This window comes from Kitasatospora sp. NPDC089913, assembly GCF_044748625.1.
Taxonomy (GTDB): Bacteria; Actinomycetota; Actinomycetes; order Streptomycetales; family Streptomycetaceae; genus Kitasatospora.
The window spans coordinates 27,677-44,651 of the sequence record NZ_JBIVGI010000048.1 but is presented as its reverse complement, the minus strand read 5'-3'; the positions used below and the strand labels follow the sequence as shown (position 1 = coordinate 44,651).

At 72.2% G+C, this 16,975-nt stretch carries 14 protein-coding genes and 2 pseudogenes; 3 read left to right on the top strand and 13 right to left on the bottom strand.

The features are described from left to right. Positions 1–143 precede the first annotated feature (143 nt). Positions 144–476, bottom strand: coding sequence for a hypothetical protein (locus ACIPYS_RS38545; protein WP_400755148.1), 333 nt, complete (start codon positions 474–476; stop codon positions 144–146). 61 nt (positions 477–537) lie between these two features. Between ACIPYS_RS38545 and ACIPYS_RS38540 the strand changes: the two genes are divergently transcribed. Together ACIPYS_RS38540 and ACIPYS_RS38535 are read left to right on the top strand one after the other, a co-directional pair. After that, a complete protein-coding gene (locus ACIPYS_RS38540; RefSeq protein ID WP_400755146.1) occupies positions 538–1,221 on the top strand; it encodes a DUF402 domain-containing protein in 684 nt (227 codons plus the stop codon). A gap of 125 nt (positions 1,222–1,346) precedes the next feature. Then, positions 1,347–2,147, top strand: a complete 801-nt coding sequence (locus ACIPYS_RS38535; RefSeq protein WP_400755144.1) for a hypothetical protein — start codon at positions 1,347–1,349, stop codon at positions 2,145–2,147. 3 nt (positions 2,148–2,150) lie between these two features. Here the strand turns inward: ACIPYS_RS38535 and ACIPYS_RS38530 are convergent, their stop codons facing one another. From ACIPYS_RS38530 to ACIPYS_RS38475, 12 genes and pseudogenes are all read right to left on the bottom strand, one after another. Beyond that, a complete protein-coding gene (locus ACIPYS_RS38530) occupies positions 2,151–2,300 on the bottom strand; it encodes a hypothetical protein (protein WP_400755142.1) in 150 nt (49 codons plus the stop codon). Between the two features lie 136 nt (positions 2,301–2,436). Next, positions 2,437–3,453 (bottom strand): annotated as a pseudogene (locus ACIPYS_RS38525) (IS256 family transposase); the annotation flags it as partial. Between the two features lie 74 nt (positions 3,454–3,527). Beyond that, a pseudogene (locus ACIPYS_RS38520) lies at positions 3,528–3,677 on the bottom strand (IS5/IS1182 family transposase); the annotation flags it as partial. A 294-nt stretch (positions 3,678–3,971) separates the two neighbouring features. Next, a complete protein-coding gene (locus ACIPYS_RS38515; RefSeq protein ID WP_400755140.1) occupies positions 3,972–5,186 on the bottom strand; it encodes a condensation domain-containing protein in 1,215 nt (404 codons plus the stop codon). Further along, positions 5,183–6,976, bottom strand: coding sequence for a non-ribosomal peptide synthetase (locus ACIPYS_RS38510; RefSeq protein ID WP_400755138.1), 1,794 nt, complete (start codon positions 6,974–6,976; stop codon positions 5,183–5,185). The genes ACIPYS_RS38515 and ACIPYS_RS38510 overlap by 4 nt, the downstream gene beginning before the upstream one ends. Next, the gene (locus ACIPYS_RS38505; protein WP_400755136.1) at positions 6,973–8,832 is read right to left on the bottom strand and encodes a hypothetical protein; all 1,860 of its coding nucleotides are present in this window, start codon (positions 8,830–8,832) and stop codon (positions 6,973–6,975) included. The genes ACIPYS_RS38510 and ACIPYS_RS38505 overlap by 4 nt, the downstream gene beginning before the upstream one ends. A 65-nt stretch (positions 8,833–8,897) precedes the next feature. Next, positions 8,898–10,154, bottom strand: a complete 1,257-nt coding sequence (locus tag ACIPYS_RS38500; RefSeq protein WP_400755134.1) for an MFS transporter — start codon at positions 10,152–10,154, stop codon at positions 8,898–8,900. Continuing rightward, positions 10,126–10,938, bottom strand: a complete 813-nt coding sequence (locus ACIPYS_RS38495; RefSeq protein ID WP_400755132.1) for a hypothetical protein — start codon at positions 10,936–10,938, stop codon at positions 10,126–10,128. The genes ACIPYS_RS38500 and ACIPYS_RS38495 overlap by 29 nt, the downstream gene beginning before the upstream one ends. A 13-nt stretch (positions 10,939–10,951) precedes the next feature. After that, complete coding sequence (locus tag ACIPYS_RS38490; protein WP_400755130.1) at positions 10,952–11,875, bottom strand: methyltransferase domain-containing protein; 924 nt, start codon at positions 11,873–11,875, stop codon at positions 10,952–10,954. A 17-nt stretch (positions 11,876–11,892) separates the two neighbouring features. Next, positions 11,893–13,398: an arginine--tRNA ligase gene (gene argS / locus ACIPYS_RS38485; RefSeq protein ID WP_400755128.1), complete on the bottom strand. Its 1,506-nt coding sequence runs from the start codon at positions 13,396–13,398 to the stop codon at positions 11,893–11,895. Next, on the bottom strand, positions 13,395–14,342 hold the full coding sequence (locus ACIPYS_RS38480; RefSeq protein WP_400755126.1) for an iron-containing alcohol dehydrogenase: 948 nt from the start codon (positions 14,340–14,342) through the stop codon (positions 13,395–13,397). Before ACIPYS_RS38480 ends, argS begins: the two co-directional genes overlap by 4 nt. Before the next feature lie 34 nt (positions 14,343–14,376). Continuing rightward, entirely contained in the window at positions 14,377–15,522 is a 1,146-nt protein-coding gene (locus tag ACIPYS_RS38475) for an aldehyde dehydrogenase family protein (RefSeq protein WP_400755124.1), read from the bottom strand. 518 nt (positions 15,523–16,040) lie between these two features. On the opposite strand from ACIPYS_RS38475, the gene ACIPYS_RS38470 reads away from it, so the two are divergent. Then, the gene (locus ACIPYS_RS38470; protein ID WP_400755121.1) at positions 16,041–16,850 is read left to right on the top strand and encodes a LuxR C-terminal-related transcriptional regulator; all 810 of its coding nucleotides are present in this window, start codon (positions 16,041–16,043) and stop codon (positions 16,848–16,850) included. The last annotated feature ends 125 nt before the right edge of the window (positions 16,851–16,975 follow it).

Sequence of the window (16,975 nt, the reverse complement as noted above, 5' to 3'; positions counted from 1 at the left end):
GCTGCCGCGCCCGGCGGCGCCCGGCGCCCCCGGGGGCCCCCCCCGGGGGGGTGGGCCCCCCCCCCCCCTCGGGCGGGGGGGGGGGGCGGGGCTCCGGGGGCGGGGGGGGGGGGGGCCCCCCCCCCCCCCACTTCCCGTTGCACCTACACCGTGCAGGCGAAGAACCGGTCGGCCCGGTCATCGGCCCCCTTGCCGACGTAGGCGACCTGGGTGGCCGGGTTCTCCAGCCACAGGTCCTCCCAGCCGCCGGCTACGCCGTCCTGGACGCGGACCGAGAGCTTGCTGGTGGTGTCGCTCCAGCCCTGCGCCTGTGGGCCGCCACCGCGTTCGCCCGGCGGCTGACCGCGGCCCGGCCGGGCCGGCGTCCGGGCGGGGCGCGGTAGCGTGCCGGGACGACCCGGAGCCCAGCGCCGGGCCCGATACCTCGACGACTGTCCGGGGCGCCTGGAAACCGCCAGGAGCAGAGGCGCGTGCATGGCCCCGCGCGTCACTCGTTCGAGCGGACTCCCCAACCCGGCGGACGGGAACGCTGCCACTGTGACCGCTACAGACCTGTTCCAGCCGGGCACCACGGTGGTGCGCCGCGACGTCCACGCGGGCCGGACGTGGACCGCGAAGCCGCAGCGGGTCGTCGACGACACCGGCCGCGCGCTGACGCTGGCCCACTGGCCGGGGATCGAGAGCCTCGCCCCGACCAGCTGGATCGCCTCGCTCACCACCGGCGACGACACGGCCCGCACGCAGGGCCTCGCCGACCTCGCGGCCGGCACCTGGACCCTCGGCCCGCACCGCTGGCAGCACACCGAGCTGCTGAGCCACTTCCTGGCCGGCGAATGGTTCTCCGTCCACTGCTTCCAGGGCGCCACCACCAAGGAACCCCTGCACTGGTACGTCAACTTCGAGCATCCGCACCAGCGAAACGGCTTCGGCATCGACACCATGGACCTCGCCCTCGACCTCGTCGTCACCCCCGACCTGACCGCACACCACTGGAAGGACCAGGACGAGTACGCGCAGCTGCGCCGCCTCGGGGTGGTCGACGACTGCACGGCCGGCCAGATCGATCCGGCCCGCGGCCGGGCGATCGGCATGCCGGACGACCGGGCCGGGCCGTTCGCCGCCGGCCGGCCCCGCTGGGAGCCGGACCCCGCCTGGCCGCTGCCGACGCTGCCGCCCGCCGCCGACGAAGCAGCCCCCTCGGTCGTGCCGTACCGGCCGTGAGAGCACCGGCGCGACGTCGGCACGGCCGGCTCATCGGAGAACAACGTCATTGCGCGCGAAGGACCGTGACGAACCGTTCGTCGAATCGGCACCCGCGTGACGAGGGCCGAGGCTAGCCTGCGGCCATGGCTCCTTGGGAATCGCTGCTGGTGCTCACTGTCCAGTTCCTCGCATTGGGCCTTCTCGCGTTGGGCGTGGCGCTCATCGCGAGCGGGATCCACGACGGCGGTAGCAAGCTCACCGCTGCCGTCGGCGGCCTCGTTCTCGTCTATCCGGTCCTGGACATCGTGGTGCTGGTCACTTCCTGGCCGATGAACAGCAGCGTGGCGGTCCGGCTCCTGACAGTGGGCGGGGTGCTGGTGGCCTCGTACGTCCTACGGGCGCTGCTGGTACCCCGATTGTTCTCGGCCGGCGTGATCCTGGGAGCAGTGCTGTGGTTGATCTACCTGTTCGCGAGCGGAGGACTTCACGGCTCCACCGCCCCAAACCCCACGTCAGCCACTTTCCCGTCTTCCTCGACACCCGCCGCCCCTCCGGGGACCGCGTCCTCCTCGGCTCTTCCCGGACCGGCGCCCACCGCGACCGTCGAAGTCACTGTCACAGCCGGGCCGACGGCGTCCGCACCAACCCATTCCCCGCCCCCGAGCGATGTCCCGAGCCTGACCGGAGCGCCGATCCCTACCGTCACCGTGGCCGGTCCCACGATCTTCCTCCCCGGGCCGACGGTCACCGTCACCGGGCCGACGCTGACGGCAGCGGCGGCGAAACCGAGCCCGAACGAGCAGAGCGCGTCCTCGGACATCAAAGGCTGGGTCACTGCCGTCGCAGGACTGATCACTGCGCTCCTCACCGGCGGCGCCGCGATGTACACGGCTGTCAGGATCGCTCCACGCCGCGGCAGGCACGGCCCGGGCGGCTCCGACTGACCGTCAGGCGACCGCTGGCCCGCCGGTGTGCTTCAGCCGGCCGCGGGCGGCGACCCGGTCCTCGCCGGACAGCCCGGCCCAGTACGGGCCCGCCCACACCGCATGGGTGGCCCGGCGCTCGGCCTCCTCCAGCCGCGCCGACTCCGCCAGCACCTCCTGGGCCGCCCCCCAAACCGCTCCAGCCAGGCAGCGCGGCCAGGTGCGCCCGCCGCTCGGCCTACGGCCTCCAGCGCGCTGCGCCCCGATCAGGGGGTCTGTCCAGTGAACGGTGTGACTCGGTTGGGTTGGGTTAGCGGCGGCCGATGGAGAGTCGGCCGTCGAAGGCGATCTCGAAGGCGTTGAGTGCTGCCTTCCAGCGGGTCATCCAGGGCTTGTCGGCCGGTCCCGGTCGGGTCGAGCGACATGATTGCCATGTAGACGCGTTTCAGGGCCGCCTGCTCGTTCGGGAAGTGCCCGCGCGAGCGGACGGCCTTGCTGATCCGTGCGTTCACGGACTCGATCGCGTTGGTGGTGCAGATGACCCGCCGGACCTCGACGTCGAAGCTCAGGAACGGCACGAACTCGGCCCAGGCGTTCTCCCAGAGCCGCACGATCGCCGGATACTTCTTCCCCCCGGCCTCGGTGAACTCGACGAACCGCTCGAGCGCTGCATCCTCTGTCGCAGCCGTGTAGACGGGCTTGAGGGCCTTGGAGATCTTGTCCCGGTCCTGGCGGGCCGCGTAGCGGAACGAGGCCCGGATCAGGTGGACGATGCAGGTCTGGGCGACGGCCCGCGGCCAGACCGCGGCGATCGCGTCCGGCAGGCCCTTCAGGCCGTCGCAGACGACCATGCAGACATCCGCGACGCCGCGGTTCTTGATCTCGGTGAGCACGTGGAGCCAGTACTTGGCGCCTTCGCCGCCGTCGCCGGCCCAGAGACCGAGGATCTCGCGGGTGCCTTCGACGGTGACCGCGAGCGCCACGTAGATCGGCCGGTTGGCGACCTGGCCGTCGCGGAGCTTCACGTGCACGCAGTCGATGAACACCACCGGACAGACCGGGTCGAGCGGGCGGTTCTGCCACTCCGACATGCCTTCGGCGACCTGGTCGGTGATGGTGGAGATCGTCTGCTTGGACACCTCCGCGCCGTAGACCTCGGCCAGGTGTGCGGAGATCTCGCCGTGTGTCAGGCCCGGGCGGACAGCGAGAGCACCATCTCGTCGACCCCGGACAGCCGCCGTCGGCGCTTGCGGACGAGCTGCGGTTCGAACGAGCCCTCGCGGTCCCGGGGGACGTCGATCTCCACGGCCTTGGCCGAGATGGTCACGTCTCTCATCAGGTGCTACTTCCTTGATCGGGAGTTACACCGTTCTCTTTACAGACCCGGATCACCGTCCGGTTGCGTCGGCGCAGGTGCTCGCGGATGGCCCGGGACGAGTAGGCGCGATCGGCCAGGACCGCGAGGGGCCGGGGGCGCGGCCTGCCGACCGGCCTGGGCACGCGCAGGGTGGCCATGACGTGTTCGAACGCGGGTGCGTCGCCGGCCTGGCCGTGTGATCGTTGGATGTCCACGCGGGGTGGGGTCGGTCTGCAGTCGTGGGAAACGCCGTGGTGGTCCTGGCGGGGTCCTGCGGCTGGGGCGGGCCGGCGGTCACGGCGCTCACGCGTGCGTTCCCCGCCGCCGGGGCAGCGGGGAACGTGCAGCGCGTCGGTGGTGTCGGGGCGGGAGGCTCCGGGGCAAGGACGACCCGGCGCGCACGGGTGGCGGCCTGCGTGGGCCTTGCCCGTTCAGGTGCTCTCCCGGCGCCGGGTGCTGGCTCGGACACCACGTGCGGATGCGAGCTGTCAGCCGGTCGTGGCCCATCCATCGAGCAGCGCGAGGTAGTGGTCGGTCAGTGTGTGTGCCTTTTCGTCGGTGATTCGGGTGGCGTCGTACTCGACGACGATGTCGGCCTCGGACGGCTCGCGGCCTTGGAAGAGCATCAGCGAGAATGCGAACTTGGCTCGCGGCAGCGCTACCGGTAGCCAGGTCGCGGTCGCGCCCGGCAACGGGAGACGAGGCTTCGTGTCCACGCCGAGGGCGACCGAGGGCGGCGGCAGCCCGGCGGCGGTGAGGGTGCCGAGGACGCCGGGGGTCAGCGCCGGGCCTTCGAGTGCGTCGTAGAGCGAGTCGCACACCGAGTCCAGCGTGGCCTCGCCGTGGCCTGCGGCCGGAACGGCCGCCACGACCAGCCGCATGCGGATCGTGCAGTCCACGGTGCGAACGGTGCCCGGGCTGCGGGATGCGTCGGGAAAGGCGACCGGGAACCGCCGCGCGCCGCTCGTTTGCGCCACGGCCTGTTGGAAAGCCGCCATGTGCAGGGTGAACGGTGTCGCCCGCCGGAGCATGGCTGCCCGGTCCAGGCCGGTGGTGTCGGCAGGCAGTGTGAAGGAGCGGGGGGCGACCTCGGTGTCCGAGGGCGGGAACGGGTCGACGGCCGTCCCGCACCTAGGGGCGGCGGGGACGTACGGGGCACGATCGTGCGGGCCGTTGCCGGGGTTGCCCGCGGTTGTTGCGGGCGTGAGCGCGTCGGGCAGGCGGTGCAGCCGGTACGCCTCGGCGATCTGCTCGGTCAGCAGTCGCACCGACCAGCCGTCGGCGACGACGTGGTGGACCATCAGGAGCAGTCCGTAGCTGCTCGGCCCGAGGCACAGCACGCGGGCCCGGCACAGTGGGCCCCGCTCGGTGTCGAAGCCCTGGTGCCAGAGTCCGCTCGCACAGGCCTGCAGGGCTTCCTGCGTGGTGGTCCCGGGCGGTAGGTCGAGCCGTTCGACTGCGACGTCGGGTACCGAACTGCCGGGGACGAGGAGCGGCCGGCCGTCCTTGACCAGGATCGCGCCGTTGAGCCGGGCGTGGGCCGCGAGCACGCCCGACAGCGCCGCCCTCAGCCGTTGCGGGTCGAGGTGGCCGTCGATCCGGAACAGCACGGGTTCGGCGTACAGCGACGGGGTGTCGGAGACCTGTTCCTGGTACCAGAGGCCGAACTGTTCGGCAGTCAGCTCGCTGCCGTTGCCGGTCACGGCGCGGCCGCCGGCCGGGGCGCTCGCTCGTCACCGATCCACTCGGCGATCGCCGCCGCCGTACGGCGGCGTGCCACGATCCGGAGCGGGACGGCCAGCCCGAACTCCTGCTTGAGCAGCTCGGTCACGGACGGCAGGAGGAGGGAGTTGCCACCGGACAGGAAGAAGTCGCTGTCGGCCGCCAGTTCGCCCTCCCCCAGGCCGTGCTCGCGCAGTACCCGTTCGAGGACGGCCCGGACCCGCTCGGTGCGCTCCGGTGGCGGGGAGGCGACGGAGCCGACGGCGTCGACGGAGCGTTCCAGCGCCGACCAGTCGGTCTTCCCGTTGACGTTCGTCGGGATCGCGGCCACGATCCGCACGACGGCCGGCATCATGGCCGCGGGGAGGTAGGCCGACAGGTGGCGGCGCAGGCGTGCCGGCAGAGCGCCGGTATCGGTGTCCCGCTCCGGGACCACGTAGGTGTGCAGCAGCGCCGTGCCGTCGGGGCCCGGGACGGCGCGGGTCCTCGACTGGGCGACGGCCGGGCTGTGTTCGGCGACGGCGTCGACCTCTCCGGGTTCGACCCGGTGGCCGCGGATCTTGACCTGGTCGCCGATCCGGCCTCGGACGACGAGGCGGCCGTCCGTGCGCAGTTCGGCGAGGTCGCCGGTGCGGTAGGCGTGGGTCGGCCGTCCGGTGTCCGGGTGGGGAAGTCGCCGGAAGGAGGTCGACTCCGCGGCCGCTGCTCCCAGGTATCGCGTTGCGACTGCGTCGCCGAAGACGACCAGTTCGCCCGCGGTCCCGGGAGGGGCCGGGCGCAGCAGGTCGTCGACGAGGGCGACGGTGAAGCCGGTCAGCAGTCGGCCGACGTCGACGGTGCGGCTGTCGGGGTCGGGTTCGCCGATCGAGATCATGCAGGTGGCTTCGCTCGGGCCGTAGGCGTTGAAGACCCGGCGGCCCGGGCGGCGCCAGCGGGCGAGGGCGGCCGGGGTGAGCGGTTCGGCTCCGGAGACCAGGATGCGCAGGCCGGGGAGCTTGTGGGGGTCGAGCGTGCCGTGGACCGTGGGGGAGAGTACTGCTGCGGTGACGTCGCGTCGGTGCAGGGTGGTCTCCAGCGGTTCGCCGACGATGAGGTCTTCCGGGTCGGCGACGCACAGGGTGGCGCCGGTGGAGAAGGTCATGGTCAGTTCGCCGACGAAGATGTCGAATCCGCTGCTGGAGAACTGGATGACCCGGTCGTCTGCGGTGAGCCCGGTGGCGTCCCGGAAGCCTGCTGCGAGATTGACGAGGCCGGCCTGGGGTACGGCTACGCCCTTGGGCTCCCCGGTGGAGCCGGAGGTGAAGACCAGGTAGGCGGGGGCGTTCGCCGGGGCGGTGAGCACGAGTGCGGCCGTGTCGGGTTGCGGGGGTTGCGCGCGGCCGCTCGTGGGTGTGCGGACCGCGATGCCGAGGCCGTTCAGCCGCGCGCGGTTGGCGGTGTCGGCGAGCAGGCGGCGTGGGGCTGCTTGGCGCAGGACGGAGTGGATCCTCAGATCGGGGTGGGCGGTGTCCACTGTCAGCCAGGCCGCGCCGCAGGCGCTCACGGCGAGGACGACGGTGACCAGGTCGCTGCCGCGTTCCATCACCACTGCGACGGTGTCCCCGGGCCGGACTCCGTCCTTGCGGAGGGCTGCGGCCTGTGCGGCGACGGCGGTGTCGAGTTCGGCGTAGCTCATGGCGGTCCCGGGGCCTTCCAGGGCGGTCCGGGTGGGATGGTGTCGTGCGGCCTCATGGAACATTCCGTAGAGGGTGGTTGCCGGCTGGTCGGTCATGCTGGTCCTTTGTGGTGGGTGGGTGTGTCGTAGAGACCGTCACGGGTGGCTCGGTCCGCGGCGACCCACAGGTAGCGGCTGTAGGTGCTGATCCGGCCGTCGGCCACGGTGAACAGCCGCAGTCCGTGGCGGTCGGCGACGTCGAAGTCCGCGGGAACGGTTGCGCCGACTTCGATGCCTCGTTCCTCGCCGGGGGCCAGGCGGATCTCCTCGGTGCGGGACCAGTCGGTGCCGTAGAGGGCCTCGTAGAGGAGTGCGAAGCCGATTCGGGCGCGCACGGGGCGGGTCGTCGTGTTGCGGAGTACGGCCTGTTGGCGCAGTTGTGCTCCGCGGACGGTGTGCCGTGGCCCTTGGAGGCGGCAGGTGACCGTCGCCCGGGCGTCTGTGTCGGTCACCTCTCCGCAGATCGCGCAGGAGAGCAGATCGCGTTCCAGGCGCGGGGCGATCGTGTGGCTCCATCGGACCAGGGCGGCCGGGCCGTCGCACTCGGGGCAGGTGGCGGGTTGTTCGTCGATTCGTCGACTGGTGTCGCTGTAGGTGTCGACGAAGTGGTAGCGGCTCTGTGCGGTCAGGGCGGTGAGCTGTTGGGCGACGGCGTGGTCGGCGGCGGTGAGGAGGTCTTCCGCCCGGTCGAGCGCGGAGAGCGCGGCCGCGGTCGGCACTGTGTCCGCCAGGCCGCTGTAGGCGTCGGTCAGTGCGGCGCGGACGCGGGACGGTTCGGGTGCGCTGTCTTCCAGCCCGTGGGCCCAGAGGGTGGCGGTGGCCTCGGCGTGGGCGCGCAGGCGCTCGAACCGTTCGCGCTGCGGCTCCGGAGCCGGGGTGATGTGCCCGGTTGCGGGCAGTTGCGCTCCGTAGCGTGGCAGCACCAGCGTCCGGGCGCCGGTGAGCCGGACGATGTCGATGTCGCCGTGCACGACGGCGAAGGCGTCCGGTGGGTCCCCGTCGAGGAGCGCTCCTGCATCGTCGACCCGGAGCGGTCCGTCCGCCCGGAGGATGGGCAGAGTCGCGTCCGGGTAGGGCCGCAGCGCGGCGTCGCCGAGAAGGGCGAACCGGCCGACGGTTCGTTCGCCTGCGGCGGCGGCGCGGTTCGTTTCGGCGACTGCGCGGCCGAGTGGGGCGCCGTCACGCAGGAGCGCGGCGAACAGTGGGCCGGCGGCCGGGAAGCCGCCCCGGATCCATGGGCTGGAGACGACCGCGCGGGCGCTGCCCTCGAGCAGGGTCAGGGCGAGTGTCGTGTCGCTGGTGAACTGGGTGGTCCCCACCTTCTGGACCAGGCAGCTGTCGAGGACGACGATGTCGGCGTCGACGGCGGCCGCGGGCAGGAGTTCCTCGCCCCGGTAGTGCAGGCGGTAGCAGCCCTCGTCCTGCAGGCACGAGGTGAGGCCGAGCGGTGTCCGTCCGTTCGGGCGCACGGACACCGGGCCGGTGGAGCGTCCGCAGAGCACTCCGTCTGCCAGGTGGATCAGGCACTCGCGGCCGTGCGCCTGCAGGACCAGTGTTCCCACGGATCGGGTGGCGGCCGAGAACCGGGTGCGGGTGACCGTGGCGGCGCCGCCGGCGGTGGCGTCCAGCAGGACGGTCCGTCGGGGGTTGCGGCGCGGTTGTGCGAGTGTCCGGGACACGAGGGCGGTGAGCCGCTCGCCGTCCCTCGCTGTGAGGAGCCCGATCCCGTCGATGGTGGAGGCCCTGGCCAGCCAACGGTCGTCGACCGCTGCGGCGGTCGCGACGACCGTGAGTGTCGGAGCGGGCTCGATCTCCAGGGCGGCCCCGCCCGTGGGCACGCTGAGGTGGCGGCGCCCGGTGCGGCGGGCGAGTTCGACGGCCGGTTCGGTTCCCGGGTCGCCGTCGACGGACACCACCAGTCCGTCTTCGAACGACCGGGTGCGCGCGGGAACGGCTGGTGTGGTGGGCGGGCGCCGGTTCACAGCTGGCTCCGTTCGGGTACGGCGAGCGGCTCGCGGGGTTGCTGGGGCAGACGGCGGACGGCGCGTACGGTGCCGGTGAGTGCGGCGGCACCGACCAGAGCGGCCGCCGTTGTGAGGAACAGTGTTCGTGTTCCTGTCAGTTGGGCTGCGAGGCCGACGAGCGACATGCTCACCGGTCGCGAGACGGTGTAGCCGAATAGGTCCCATGAGAGCACCCTGGAGAGGGTCGCCGCGGGAACGTGCCGCTGGATGGTGCTCTGCCACACGATGTCGGTGAACATCACGGCGGCTCCGGCAAGGACCTCGGCCGCTATCAGGGCGGGGAGTTGCGCGCCCAGGCCAAGGGCCGCGGGCAGCACCGCGATCGGCACCGAGCAGACGAGGATCGCTGCCATCGGGCGGGCGGGCACGACCCTGCCGGCCAGCAGGCTGCCCAGGACTCCGCCGACGGCGAATGCCGTCAGCAGGGCGCCCCAGCCGGTGGCTCCGCCCAGGCCGGCGGCGGCCGCGATCGGCCCGAGTACGAACACCGGCCCGGTGAGGCAGAGTTGATTGACGACGAAGTAGCAGATCCCGGCCGCGAGCCAGCTTCGCGCTGCGACCTCCCGCGCGCCGGTGCGCAGCTCGCGCAGGAGCGAGGGGCTGCTCGCGGCGGCCGGTGTGCTCGGTGCGGCGGTCCGGCGGCACCGGGAGATCAGTGCCGCGCTGCCCAGGAACGTGGCGGAGTCCAGCGCCAGGGCCCAGGCCGGACCCCACGCGGCGGTGAGCGCGCCTGCCAGCGCGGGGCCGGCCAGGTTCGCGGTGCCCGAGACGGCGGTGATCGCCGCGTTGGTCCGCTGGAGCGCGTCGGCCTTCACGAGCTGGGGCACGAATCCGCCGTAGGTCGGCAGGAAGCAGCCGGAGGCCAGTCCGTGGACGAGTTGCAGGACTGCGATCAGGCCGAGCCCGGTCGGGCCGGCGAGCAGGGCGGCGGCCAACAGTGCCTGGGCGGCGAAGCGCACCAGGTCGGATCCGATGAGCAGGCGCCCTCGATCCGTCCGGTCCGCCAGCACCCCGCCGCACAGCAGGGAGCCCGCGAGTCCGGCCACGCGGGCCGCGAGGACGGTGGACAGGGCGGACGCCGAGTCGGTCATGTCGAGGACGGCGAAGGCGATCGCTACGGCGTTGCACCCGTCCCCTATCGCCGACAGGCCCTGGGCCGTGGCCAGGCAGGCGATCGTGCGGTCACGAAGAGCCGATCGATGGCTCGTCAAGGCTGTGCTCCTTCCCGTACGACTGGGGTGCCGCCTCCCGGTGGGCCTGTGCGGCGGCCATGCAGTACTGCACCTGGTAGGCGTCCAGGGGGGGCGCGGCGGCGGCGGTGTGCAGGGCCTCGCCCCATCGGTGGACGGCGGAAGCGCTCACGGTGATCCGGCCGTCACGGGTACGGATCTCGCCCCGGCCCGCCAGGACGCCCGCCGCTTGTCGCAGCCGTGTCGTCACCATCCGCCCGCGGGGTCCGGCCGCAGGCGGCAGCCGCCAGTCCTGCCACCAGCCGGGTGCCGTGAACACCTGTTCCTCGGTGATCTCCCCGCCGGCGGGCAGGAGAGTGCTCAGTTGCTGGCGGACCAGGGCGACCGCACACCGCAGTGCCTGCTCCCGGTGTGCGGCGGTGCCCCGGACGGCGGTTCCCCCCACCACCATGCTGATCCAGTAGCGCCATGGCTCCTCCAGGGGGCCCGGCCTGATCGCCCCCGTCGAATCCCGGCGGAAGGCGGCCCCTGCCCAGCCGGTGGCGAGGTCGCGGGCGAAGAGCACCTCTCCCGGCCAGTCGGGGTCGGGCCGCAGCCCGAACCGGGCGTGCAGGCGTGCGTAGCCGGTGCTGAAGCCGAGCCGCATGCCCACCGCCGCCGCGGGCGGGGTCTCGTCCCTCAGGACGGCGATGACGTCGATGTCCCGGCCGGGGGCCGCGCCGTCCAGCGAGCTTCCGGTCAAACAGGCGAAGAGCAGGTGCTCCCCCAGCGTCCGGTCGGCGAGCGCGGCGATGTCGCTCAGCATGTTCGTGCGGCCCTCAGCCGTCCGTGCCGGGCAGGCTGTCGGCTGCCGCGGTGCCGGCCCGGAAGTGCACCAGGTGGACACCGCTGGGGATGAGGACCCTGCCGTCCGGGGCGGTGTTCTGGGCGACGAACGCGTCGATCTCGGCCAGGACGTCGGGGTCGTCGACCAGACCCGTGAAGGAGTTGAGGTGGCCGATTCGGAACCACTCGCGGGCGGCCCGGGCGTCCTCGGCGACCGCGACACCTGACACCCGGCTCGTCGTCAGGGTCCCGCGGCCCTCGCGCTCGGCCCGCAGCAGCCCCTGCTCCAGCAGCTGCCAGGTGTAGCCGCGGCCGCTGCCGGGGAACGGGGCGATGCGCTCCCACAGCCTGGTGACCAGCCGCTGTTCGGCGGAGTCCGCGTCGAAGAACAGCATCACGAGGTGACCGTCGTCGGCGAGCAGTCGCACCAGGCCCTCCACGATCCGGTCGGCCCGGAGAACCCCGGCGGCGGGGTCGCCGACGGCCACCACACCGTTGGGGCCGGTCTCTTCGAAGCACTCCAGCAGGGGGTAGCTCATCGACCAGAAGGACCCGATCAGGTCGTACCCGCCTGCGGACCCGTCCGCCAGCAGCTGTGCGACGACGCTCTCGGTGTCGCCGACCGTGGCACGGGCCTGCGGGAAGGAGGCGGCGAACCTTCGGACCATGCCCTCGCTCTTGTCGGTGCCGTGCAACTCACCGGCGTACGGCGCGAGGCGCTCGGTCACCCGGCCGGGCCCGCAGCCGAGGTCGAGCACCCTCAGGCCCTGCCGGTTGTGCTCGGCCGGGCCGAAGGTCCGGGTCAGCAGGTCCTCGACGAGGTCCGTGTCCTCGACCCCGTCGTAGTAGTGGGGCGGAAGCATCTCGTTGTAGGTGTCGGCACTGCGGTAGCCGGCGTTGAAGGTCTCGGTGGGCATCGTGTCTCCTGGTGGGTTCAGGCGGTCCGGGCGCGGTCGCGCACGGTCTGCGGGTCGGCGGGGTCGAGGCCGAGCAGATCGCTCATGTGGGCGTGGGTGGCGAGGAACCACTCATGGGCCCAGGGCGTGAGCGCCTCGGCCCGGGCCGCTCGGGCGTAGTGGGCCGACAGGTCGACCAGGTACCGGGCGAGGGGGTGGGGACTGCGCCGGTGGAGCGCGCCGTGGACGGCGCCCAGAGCGCGCAGCAGGTGGAACAGCAGGGCTCGGGCGGGCGGTCGGGACTCGGCGGACCGGCTCCGGGTCACCCCGCGGCCCCGTCGGGCCAGTGCGAGGGCGCTGGTGACCCGTTGGTGCGCCAGCCCGTCGAGGGCGGCGATGTCGATCGGGCGCGAGGGTCGCCGCAGCATCATGTCCAGGGCCACGGAATCGAGTCGGCCGGGCCCGCTGGTGTGCACCTGATCGACTGTGACGAGTCGGTTCTGGCGGGAGGAGAACTTCCGTCCGCCGTCGGTGATCGTGCCGAAACCGACGTGCTCGGACGCAAGTCCACGGCTGTCGAGCAGTTCGCCCAGGGCACGCTGGAGCAGTGACTGGTCGTCGCCGATCACGTGGAGCATGAGGTCGTTGCCGCCCTCCCGGCCGAGAGCGTTGGCCACGTCGCGCAGGAAGTACAGCGAGGAGCCGTTCGCCCGGGCCAGCGGGACGAGTCCGTCGGGACGCCGCAGGCACCACGTGCCGTTGACCGACACCGTCTCGTGCTGCCCGAGCAGGCCGAGCAGCAGGGGATCGAGTGGACCGGCCACCTGACTCTCGCGTTCGAGGACGTCGACGTGTGCTCCGACCAGTGCCATGTCGTGGAGGGCGAGGTCCACCATGCCGTCGACGAAGTCGGCGTCGGGGTCGGTGGGCTCGGCCAGCCGGGCGCGCAGGGCGGCGGTGTCCCGGGCGGGGACGGGGACGGCCGCATCCAGCCACGGGTGGGCCGCGGTGAGCCGGGCGATGTCCTGCCGCCTGTCTCCGAGGAGCATGTTGACCAGCGCGTAGAGAACGCCTGCCGTCAGGTCGAAGCGGACACCGGGCGGAAGCGCCGTGCGGTCGGTGCGGGCGAGGATCCAGTCCAGCAGCACAACCTGGCGGCCGTGGTCGTTGACGAAGTAGTGAACCTTCACGTCCGCCCCTGCGGACCTCAGGACCCGGGCCAGCGAGCCTCCGATCAGGGTGCTGCGCAGGGCACCGAGGTGCAGCGGGTGCACCGGGTTGATGCTGGTGTGTTCGACGACGATCCGCCTCGCGCGCAGGTACGAGCGCCATTCGGCCCAGTAGTCGTCCCAGCCGAGCCGGGTGCACCGTTCGGCCAGGTCCGTCCACTGCGCCGGGGTTCGGGCCGGTGATCCCTCACTGTCCCGGAAGTGCCAGGCCCCGCGGGTGTTCCAGCGCACTGGCGCGGACGGATCCGCACGTCCGCCGAGCAGTTCGCGCAGCAGGGGGTTGAACGGCAGCGAGTGGTCCCGGGACCTGGTCACAGGCCCTCCTCCCAGGCGGTGAGGGCCGCATCAAGCCTCTCGCCGGTGCGGCGGGGGTCCGTCAGGACGGTGTTGCGGTAGTCGTGGGTCTCGCAGAATTCGCCGGCCCGGAGGAGGAGTTCGCGGAACCGGTCGGTCGCCAGCAGGTCGCGTCCGCGTACCGGGCCGGCACCACAGGCCTCCAGCGCTGCGGAGAACCCGGTGGAACGCCCGGTCGGCCAGTCCTGGAGCACCGCGCTGACCGGCAGGAGGGCGAGCAGGAGGTGGCCGTGCCAGTGCGGGGTGTCGAGCTCCCGCTCCAGGAGGTAGCCGAGGTAGTGCTCGGTTCCCTCCTCCAACCAGGCCCCGCCCGCACCGTGTCCGAGCTCGACCTTTCGCGCGAGCAGCCGGGCGAGGGCGGGCAGATCGGGCGGGGCGGCAGTCCAGGCGATGACGTCGTGGACCAGTTCGCCGGCGGCCTCGCGGACGTGGGCGGGGACGACGTGGCGGTGGAGACGGTCCCGCAGCGCCGACTCGACGCTCAGCAGGTCGCCGAGCGCCCACAGGTGCCAGGCCGGCGGCGCCGCGGCCAGGACCTCGGGATCGACCACCACGGCCGACGGGAAGCCCGTCTCGCGGTACTCCACGTACCCGTTGTCCCGGTGCGCGCAGACCGGGCTGAACGCTGCGTCGGTGGACAGCGCCGTGGGCACGGTGATGAGCTCGCAGCCCGTGTCGGCCGCCACGGCCTTGGCGCGGTCCAGGAGGCGGCCGGTGCCGACGGCCACCACCCGCTCGGGGCTGCGCAGGGGCCGGCGGAACGGGTCGGTGACGACCTCGGCGCCGCGGGTGTCGAATGCGCGCCCGACGGCCCTCCAGGTGCGCGGTGAACTGAGGACGACGTCCGTGCCGCTCAGAGGGCCCAGTGCGTGCAGGCTGTCGAGGACGGTGATCTGGTGGGACAAGAGTGAGGACACCTTCTGGGGAGGAGGGCTGCGGTCAGCCGCGCGTCGACATTTCGAAGGGCACGAGCGCGGGGCCGCGGCGTAGGCTGCCGTCGGCGCGCACGAACGTGGTGCGCCGGTAGCCGCCGAACGGTGAGAGCGGGCTTTCGAGGTCGTAGTGCGTGGTGCCGACCGCGACGTGGCCGAAGTCGAGGGTTCCGAAGGACGGGAGCCGTCCCTGGACGGTCAGGCCGAGGGCGTAGTCGCCGAGCCGGAGCATGTCCTGCAGTTGCGAATCGTTGCGGTAGCGGACGACGGGAAGGACCGGGCAGTACTTCTCGTCCAGGACGAGCGCGCTGTCGGGGGCGGCCTCGACCACGCAGGTCTCGTAGAGCGAACCGCCCAGGTTCGCGCCCGGCCGCAGGATGCTTCCCTCCCCGCCGGCGATGCGGCTGTACCAGTCGGCAGCGTGGGCGTCCAGGAGGAGTGGGCCGACGTCGACGTCCGCCGTGTTGTCCGCGCCGTAGGAGACTTTGTCGAGCTGGGTGTCGAGGGCGGCGAGAAACCTGTCGAGGACGGGGTCGGCGACGTAGACGCGCTCGGTCGCCAGGCAGTCCTGCGAACTGTTGAACAGTCTGGTCCGTACCACCGCTTCCGCCGCCAGGACCGGATCCGCCCCGGCGGTGACGACGAAGGCGCAGCACCCGGGGCCCTGGCAGAGCAACCGGGTCCGGTCGGGGAGCACCGCCGCGAGCCGCTCCGCCCGCTCGGAGCCGCCGCAGAAGACGAATCCGTTCGCCGATTCCTTGGCCTCCGTCTCGAAGTCCTCCCACGTGCCTGTGCGGAGCTCGATCGGAAGACCCGCCTCGTGGGCGAGTCGGACCAGGGGTTCGACGACGTGTCGGCTGGGCCCGGCGGGCCGCAGGACGACCCGGTTGCCCGGCAGCAGTGCGCCGACGGCGAAGAGCGCGAAGGAGTAAACGGGAAGGGTCGCCGGCATTCGGACGTAGACCGCGCCCAGGGGCCGGCGCCCGGCCAGCCAGTGCGTGCGGTGCGGCTGCGGGTTCAACGCCGCCAGTGCCCATTCCCACTCCGTCCGGGCGGTGCGGGCTGTTTCCACGGTGGTCGCCAGAGCGGTCAGTTCATGACGGTGCTGTTCCAGCAGTGAGCGGAACCGCTCGACCTGCACGGGTGTCGTCACCTTTCCTCCAGTTCTGCAGTACGGGGTGTCCGTCGGACGCCTGCTCTAGTCCCAGCCGATGTCGCCGTCACACGGCGAAACACTCTCGACATGATTCGCAATAAACAGGCCGGTCAGTGCTTCCACAGGTCATCCGATCAAGGTGCAGGGTGAGATAGTGTTCGAACCGAAGGCCACAAGCCTTCCGTTCGGCCGATTGAGATCCTGTTCCCGAACCGGGGCGAAGTCCAGAGGGCCGGGCTGGCCGGTATTCACTGTCCCAATACGGACAGCAGACGGGGAGGGTTGCCATGGCCAACGGCATAGAAATCGATCATTTCAACCTTGTGCCGAACAGTTCGGACATTGCGGTGTACGCGTACGTCGCGGGAAACCAGGGCTCACCGGCGAAGGAGGTCGCGAACGGCGTCGGGGCGACGGTCGACGAAGTCGTCCACGCTTTGAGGGCGCTGTCCGCTCTCGGACTCGTGCGGATTCCCGCAGATCCGGCGGGGCCGGTCGTCGCGGTACATCCGGGGGTGGCCGCGGAGAAGGCCCTGGGGGCGGAGGAGATGCGGGCCAGGGCGCGCGCACAGCGCCTGGAACAGCTGCGCTCGGTCTTCATGGCCTGCCTGCCGTACTACGGCTCCGGGGACTCGGGCGAGTTTCTGCTCGATCCGCCGGATGTGCAGGTGTTCATCGAGGAGGAGATCAACCGGGCCACCGAGGAGGTGCTGACCGTCCAGCCCGGAGGCGCCCGCAGTCCGAAGACCCTGGAGAGAGTGCTGGCCCCGGAGCTGGCGCTGCTCGGCCGCGGCGTGCGGCGGAGGATTCTCTACCAGCACAGTGCCAGGGGCACCCGGGCCACCCAGTCCTTCGCCTCCGCGATCGTGCGGGCGGGCGGTGAGGTACGCACCCTCGAGACCCTGCCGAACCGGATGATCGTCATCGATCGCCGGCTCTGCGTGATCCCGCACGGCACCGGCCCCACCGGCGGCGGTGCGCCCGCCGACGGGTGCACCGCTCCGCCCGCGGCCGCCGTGGTCCGGACCCCGAGCATGGTCGGCTTCTCCTGCGATCTCTTCCAGCGACTCTGGGACGCCGCCACCCCCTTCCGCCCCGACCACGCGCCGGCCGGCGAGGTGGCGGACGAGGTCAAACGCGCGGTGCTGCACTCCCTGGCCCTCGGCCTCACCGACGAGACCGCGTCCCGGCGCCTGGGAATCTCCACCCGGACCTTTCGCCGCCACCTCGCGACCGTCATGCAGGACCTCGGCGCGACGAGCCGCTTCCAGGCCGCCGTCATCGCCGTCGACCGCCGGCTCATCGACTTCTCGCTGAAATCCTGAGACCCGTCCGGTCCCGGCCCGGACGAAGAGAACCGAAACCCGGTAGCTCCCGAACCGTCGCCCTGCCACAATCCATCGACCGCGCGCTCCGGCCCGGAGCGCGCTGTCCAGCCCTTCCAGGAAAA